The 6212-nt window shown below is 71.8% G+C and carries 6 protein-coding genes; 2 read left to right on the top strand and 4 right to left on the bottom strand.

Going from position 1 to position 6212, the window contains the following annotated elements; all coding sequences use genetic code 11:
* Positions 1-129: 129 nt before the first annotated feature.
* From GB864_RS17635 to GB864_RS17625, 3 genes are read right to left on the bottom strand one after another with little or no spacing between them, the layout of a single operon-like run.
* Complete coding sequence (locus tag GB864_RS17635; protein WP_160427000.1) at positions 130-552, bottom strand: VOC family protein; 423 nt, start codon at positions 550-552, stop codon at positions 130-132.
* Between the two features lie 59 nt (positions 553-611).
* Positions 612-1649, bottom strand: a complete 1038-nt coding sequence (locus GB864_RS17630) for a hemolysin family protein (RefSeq protein ID WP_160426999.1) — start codon at positions 1647-1649, stop codon at positions 612-614.
* Entirely contained in the window at positions 1646-2998 is a 1353-nt protein-coding gene (locus GB864_RS17625; protein WP_160426998.1) for a hemolysin family protein, read from the bottom strand. Before GB864_RS17625 ends, GB864_RS17630 begins: the two co-directional genes overlap by 4 nt.
* A gap of 254 nt (positions 2999-3252) precedes the next feature.
* On the opposite strand from GB864_RS17625, the gene GB864_RS19025 reads away from it, so the two are divergent.
* Entirely contained in the window at positions 3253-4062 is an 810-nt protein-coding gene (locus tag GB864_RS19025) for a TSUP family transporter (RefSeq protein ID WP_160426997.1), read from the top strand.
* A gap of 61 nt (positions 4063-4123) precedes the next feature.
* Here GB864_RS19025 and guaB1 read toward each other — a convergent pair whose 3' ends face one another.
* Positions 4124-5560 (bottom strand): GMP reductase, encoded by a 1437-nt coding sequence (guaB1, locus tag GB864_RS17615; RefSeq protein WP_160426996.1) that lies wholly within the window; start codon positions 5558-5560, stop codon positions 4124-4126.
* Between the two features lie 272 nt (positions 5561-5832).
* Between guaB1 and GB864_RS17610 the strand changes: the two genes are divergently transcribed.
* Positions 5833-6212 (top strand): 2-oxoglutarate dehydrogenase E1 subunit family protein (locus GB864_RS17610; protein WP_160426995.1); only part of this gene is annotated, 380 nt, incomplete at its 3' end.

Raw genomic sequence — 6212 nt, 5'->3', positions numbered from 1 at the left:
GGCCGCCCGGCGCTCCGCGACCCGCACTGGCCGCTCCGCGCCGCCCACGAACTCGGCGCCGACGACGCGGCGGCCTGGCCGGGGCAGTACGCGCGCGCCGTGCCGCGCGGCGCCGGCTGGTAGGGCGGTTCAGTCCGCGACGGCGGAGGTCCAGGCGCGCAGCTGGTCGAGGTCTCCCGGCACCGGCTGCATGAGGCTCACGATGTTGCCCTCGCTGTCGCTGAACCAGGCGCTTCGTTCCCCCTCGAGCTCGGCGACCCCGTCCACGGTGGTGAGCCCCGGGAAGTCGTATTCGTGGAAGACGACGCCCCGACGCCGCAGCTCGGCCATGTCGCCGTCGAGGTCCGCGGTGACGAGGCCGAGCGCGGTGTTCTGCGCGGTGCCGGCGAACTGCGTCTCGTAGACGAACACGGGCGTGCCGCCGAGATCGTAGAGGTCGCCGCCCTCGTCGGAGCGCACCGGGTCCGCGCCGAACACGTCGTGCCAGAAGGCCCGCGCCCTGGCTTGGTCGGATGCCGGGAGCACCGCCATCCCGATGAGCTTGTCGAACATGGTCTCCGCTCGCTTCCCCGGGTTCGGCGATGAAACTACGCCGAACCCGGGACGGCGGATCAGTTCCGACGCGTTGCGTCCTGCACTTCGCCGACGAGCTCCTCGATGATGTCCTCGAGGAACACGACGCCGGTCGTGGCGCCCTGCTCGTCGAAAGCCCGGGCGACGTGCGTGCCGAGGCGGCGCATGGTCGCGAGGGCGTCCTCGAGCTCGGTGCCGTCCCAGACGGAGACGAGCTGGCGGACGCGCTTCGGCGGGATCGGCAGGTCGAACTCGTCGTCGCGCAGGTCGATGACGTCCTTGAGGTGCACGTACCCGTCGGGCTCGCCCGCCTCGTCGTCGATCACGTACCGGGAGAAGCCGTGGCGCGCGACCGCGCGCTCGACGTCGCCGGGGCTCGCGTCGGCCGGCAGGCTCACGAGGCCGTCGTGGTCGACCGCGACGTCGCGCACGAGTTTCGTCGTGAACTCGAACGCCGCCGACAGCGTGCCGCTGGCATCCTCGAGCACGCCCTCGCGGCGCGACTGGTCGACGATCGTCTGCACTTCCTCGAGCGTGAAGGTCGAGTTGGCCTCGCTCTTCGGCTCGACGCGGAAGAGCCGCAGGATGCCGTTCGCCGTCGCGTTGAGCGCGACGATGATCGGCCGGAAGATCCGGGCGATGAACACGAGCGGCGGCGCGAGCAGCAGCACCGCTCGATCCGGCAGCGTGAACGAGAGGTTCTTCGGGACCATCTCGCCGAACACGACGTGCAGGTACGAGACGAGCAGCAGCGCGATGACGAACGCGATCGTGCCGATGGCCTCCTCCGACCAGCCCGTGTAAGCGAGCGGGATCTCGAGGAGGTGGTGGATCGCCGGCTCGGACACGCTCAGGATGAGCAGCGAGCAGATCGTGATGCCGAGCTGGCACATCGCGAGCATGAGCGTCGCGTGCTCCATGGCCCAGAGTGCCGTCTTGGCGCTGCGCTTGCCCTGCTCGGCGAGCGGCTCGATCTGGGAGCGCCGCGCGGAGATGACCGCAAACTCGGCGGCGACGAAGAACGCGTTGCCGGCCAGCAGCACGAACAGCCAGGCCAGTCCTGCCCAGTCGCTCATCGTGCGCCTCCCTTCACCGCGGCGGGGGCCCGGTCGGCATCGTCCCCGGCTCCCGGCAGGGGCGTCGGCACGAACCGGATGCGATCGATGCGGCGGCCGTCGAGGCGCTGCACGTGCAGGGTGCCCTCCTCGACGGCGACCTCGTCGCCGACGGCGGGGAGGCGTCCGAGCTCGCTCATCACGAAGCCGGCGACGGTCTCGTAGTCGCCGTCGTCGGGCACGCGGATGCCCGTGCGTTCGAGCAGCTCGTCGGGGCGGAGCATCCCGGGGAAGCTGATCTGATCGCCGCGCACGACGACGCCCGCGCGCGTGCGGTCGTGCTCGTCGGAGACCTCGCCGACGAGTTCCTCGACGAGGTCCTCGAGCGTCGCGACGCCGGCGGTGCCGCCGTACTCGTCGACGACGATCGCCATCTGGAACCCGCGGCCTCGCAGTTCTTCGAGCAGGCCGTCGAGCTTCATGGTCTCGGGCACGCGCAGGGCGTCGGACTGCAATGCGGAAGCCGGGACCTCGGCGCGCTTGTCGCGGGGCACGGCGACGGCCTGCTTGACGTGGACGATGCCCACGACGTCGTCGAGGTTCTCGTCGTAGACGGGGAAGCGGGAGTAGCCGGTGCGTGCGGCGAGCGCGACGATGTCCGCCGCGGAGTCGCCGCGCTGCACGGCGGCGATGCTCGGCCGCGGGGTCATGACGTCGCTCGCGGTGTGCTCGGCGAAGCGCAGGGTGCGGCCGAGGAGGGTCGCGGTGTCCTGCTCGAGCACGCCCGCGATCGCCGAACGGCGCACGAGCGAGGAGAGCTCCTCCGCGCTGCGCGCGCCCGAGAGCTCCTCCTTCGGCTCGATGCCGAAGCGGCGCAGCACGGCGTTCGCACTGCCGTTGAGCACGGCGATCGCGGGCCGGAAGACCCACGTGAACGCCGTCTGGAACGGGATGACGGCCTTCGCCGTCACGAGCGGCAGCGAGAGCGCGAAGTTCTTCGGCACGAGCTCGCCGACGATCATCGAGAGCAGCGTCGCGACGACGACCGCGACGATCGCGCCGACGGGCCGCAGCAGGGACTCGGGGACGCCGACGGCCGCGAGCGGCGCCGCCAGGAGCGAGCTGATCGCCGGCTCCATCGTGTAGCCCGTGAGCAGCGTCGTCAGCGTGATGCCGAGCTGGGCGCTCGAGAGGTGGGTGGAGGTGATCTTGAGCGCGGCGATGGTCATGCCGAGCCGGGTCTCACCTCGGGCCCGACGCGCCTCGAGATCGGCGCGATCGAGATTGACGAGCGCGAACTCGCTCGCCACGAACAAGCCCGTGCCGATCGTGAGCAGGATTCCGATGCTCAGCAAGAGCCACTCAGACATCCATGCACCCCCGATCGTGCACGGGCGAGGGACTATGACCGGATTCGTCTGACGGAGGGTGATCCATGGTCAGACGAGTATACGGGCGGGGCGGCGCCGATTCCTCGGTGTTCTCCGTGAGCCGGCAGAGCGGCTCGCCCCGCTGCGGGCACCGTATCGGGCACCGGCTCGACCACCCCATGGCCGGCTCTCGGAAGGCGGCCGCGAGCCGAGCACCGGATCGAGCGTCGCACGGCGGGCTCTAGCATTGCGGGGTGACCGACTCGAGCGCCCCCGCCGCCCCGACCCCCGCATCCGTCTGGATCAAGTACGCGATCGTCGGCGTCGTCGGCGGTCTGCTCTCCGGCGCGTTCGGCGTCGGCGGCGGCATCATCATGGTGCCGCTCATGGTCATGCTCCTCGGCATGGATCAGCGACGCGCATCGGCCACCTCGCTCGCCGCGATCGTGCCGACGTCGATCGTGGGCGCCGCGCAGTACGCGGTGCGCGGGGAGGTCGACTGGCGCACCGCGCTGTTCGCGGCGATCGGCGGCATCATCGGCGCGTGGCTCGGCTCGATCCTCCTGCGCAGGATCCCGCTGAAGATCCTGCGCTGGCTCTTCATCGCCCTCATCGTCGTGGTCGCGGTGCGCACGGCGCTCGAGGAGCCGAGCCGCTCGGCCGAGCACGTCGAGTTCGAGTGGTGGACGCCGCTCGTGATGATCCTCTTCGGCATCGGCATCGGCGTGCTCTCGGGGCTCTTCGGCATCGGCGGCGGCATCATCGCCGTGCCGGGCCTCATCAACCTCTTCGGCGTCGGCGACCTGCTCGCCAAGGGCACGTCGCTCGTCATCATGTTCCCGACGTCGGTGAGCGGCACGATCTCGAACTGGCGCGCCAAGCTGGTCGACCTGCGGGCCGGTCTCGTGATCGGCCTGGTCGCGACGGCCGCGTCGTTCGGCGGCGTCGCGTTCGCCCACTGGATCCCGGCGTGGCTCTCGGGCTGGCTCTTCGCCGCCCTCCTGCTCTTCGCGGCCTGGCAGATGGCCGTCAAGGCGATCAAGGCGCAGCGCCAGGGCAAGTAGCCCCGCCACTCGGCGAGGCAACGGGTCGCGGTCGCGGGCATGCCCCGCGACCGCGTGAGCGTCACCAGCTGACGGGGAGCGCCTTGCCCTCCTCGTACCCGGCGGCCGACTGGATGCCCACGAGCGCGCGCTCGCGGAACTCGGCGAGGTCGCGCGCACCGGCGTAGGTGAACGAGGAGCGCACGCCCGACGTGATCATGTCGAGGAGGTCCTCGACGGAGGGCCGCAGCGGATCGAGCCGGATCTCGCTCGAGGAGATGCCCTCGGCGAAGAGCTCCTTGCGCGCCTGCTCGTAGGCCGAGAGCCGGCCGAAGCGCTCCTTGACGGCCTTCGTCGACGCCATCCCCCAGCTCTCCTTGTAGAGCCGGCCCTGGGCGTCCGTGCGGAGGACGCCCGGCGCCTCGATCGTCCCGGCGAACCAGGAGCCGATCATGACGGAGGCCGCTCCGGCCGCGAGCGCGAGCGCGACGTCGCGCGGGTAGCGCACGCCGCCGTCGGCCCACACCGTCGCGCCGAGCGAGCGCGCTGCTTCAGCGGTCTCGAGCACGGCGGAGAACTGCGGCCGGCCGACGGCGGTCATCATGCGGGTCGTGCACATGGCGCCCGGGCCGACGCCGACCTTGAGCACGTCGGCACCCGCCTCGACGAGGTCGCGGACCGCGTCCTCGGTCACGAGGTTGCCCGCGACGATCGGGATGCCGAGACCGAGCGCCTTCACGGCGCGGACGGCCTCGACCATGCCCTCCTGGTGGCCGTGGGCGGTGTCGACGACGAGCATGTCGACGCCCGCGGCGGCGAGGGCCGTCGCCTTCGTCGCGGGATCGCCGTTGATGCCGATGGCCGCGGCGACGCGCAGGCGTCCGCCCGCATCGAGGTTCGGCTCGTAGATCGTGCCGCGCAGGGCGGAGCGGCGGCTGAGGGTGCCGACGAGCCGCCCGTGCTCGAGCACCGGTGCGAAATCGAGCCCGGAGTCGGCCATGACGTCGAACGCGCGACGCGCCGTGTCGACGTCCTCCGCGTCGAGCGCCGGCAGCGCGCCGTGCACGAGGTCGCCGAGCCGGGCGTCGGGCTGCGCCTTCGCGAGCCGCTCGGCCGGCACCGCGCCGACGAACGCGCCGTCCTCGACGAGCACGAGGCCGTGCCCCGCGCTCGCGGGCAGCCATTCGAGGGCGTCCGCGACGCTCTGGTCGGGCGAGAACGAGAACGGGCTGTCGAAGCGCACGGGCTGGGCCTTCACCCAGCGGATCGCCGCGTCGAGCTCCTGCAGGGGCAGGTCCTGGGGCAGCACGCCGATGCCGCCGCGGCGCGCGAGAGTCGCCGCGAGCCGCGGTCCCGTCACCGAGTTCATGTTCGAGGAGACCAGCGGCAGGCTTCCGCCGGACCCGTCGTCCGGGGCGAGCGAGACGTCCAATCGGCTCGTGACGCCCGATCGGCTCGGGACGAGGAACACGTCCGAATAGGTGAGGTCGTGGCTCGGCTGCGTCCGATAGAACTGCATGCCCGCGAGTCTACCGAGGGGCGCGGGCGCGGGGCCGGCTCGGGTCCGGCTCCCAGGCGGCGATCAGGCTCGGCCCCGATCGGCCGATCCCGCCCGGGATCGTGCGGATCCGTCATCCTGCGATTGCGCCCGGCGAGCCGCGAATACCCGGGCCGCGGTGCAGTCGTCGCCCCGGAAGGGCGTTAGGCTTGTCCGAGTGTTCGGGGGCTGAGGCACCCGCCTGCCCGCGAGCCGATCCAGAGGCGATCAATGGAGAGAGTGGGCAACAGGCTGTGTCGAGCCAACTGACCGGGTCCGGACCCGAAGAAACGACATTCGGCGCGAACGAATGGCTCGTCGACGAGATGTACGAGAAGTTCCTCGCCGACCCCCAATCGGTCGACGAGACCTGGCGGGCCATGCTCGCGCAGTATCGACCCGACAACGCGCCCGCAGCCGCCCCCGCGGCGACGACGCCCGCTCCCCCGGCTCAGGCGCCGACCTCGAACGGTCCGGCCGGCTCGCCGGAGGCGCCCGCCGCCACCGCGCCCGCCGCCGCGGTCAGCGCTCCCGCCCCCGTGCTCAAGCGCGCCCTCGTCTGGGGCGGCATCCTCGCCGCGGTGATCCTCGTCGTCGGCGGTCTCGTCGGCTTCCTCGTCGCAGGCGTCCCCGG

The organism is Agromyces seonyuensis, from assembly GCF_009789225.1.
In the GTDB taxonomy this organism is placed as follows: domain Bacteria; phylum Actinomycetota; class Actinomycetes; order Actinomycetales; family Microbacteriaceae; genus Agromyces; species Agromyces seonyuensis.
This window is presented reverse-complemented; position numbering and strand designations above follow the sequence as displayed.

What these genes read in the sequence shown, in the direction of transcription:
- GB864_RS17635 (WP_160427000.1), bottom strand. Translation starts at nt 552, where the DNA reads ATGTTCGACAAGCTCATCGGGATGGCGGTGCTCCCGGCATCCGACCAA.
- GB864_RS17625 (WP_160426998.1), bottom strand. Translation starts at nt 2,998, where the DNA reads ATGTCTGAGTGGCTCTTGCTGAGCATCGGAATCCTGCTCACGATCGGC.
- GB864_RS17630 (WP_160426999.1), bottom strand. Translation starts at nt 1,649, where the DNA reads ATGAGCGACTGGGCAGGACTGGCCTGGCTGTTCGTGCTGCTGGCCGGC.
- guaB1 (WP_160426996.1), bottom strand. Translation starts at nt 5,560, where the DNA reads ATGCAGTTCTATCGGACGCAGCCGAGCCACGACCTCACCTATTCGGAC.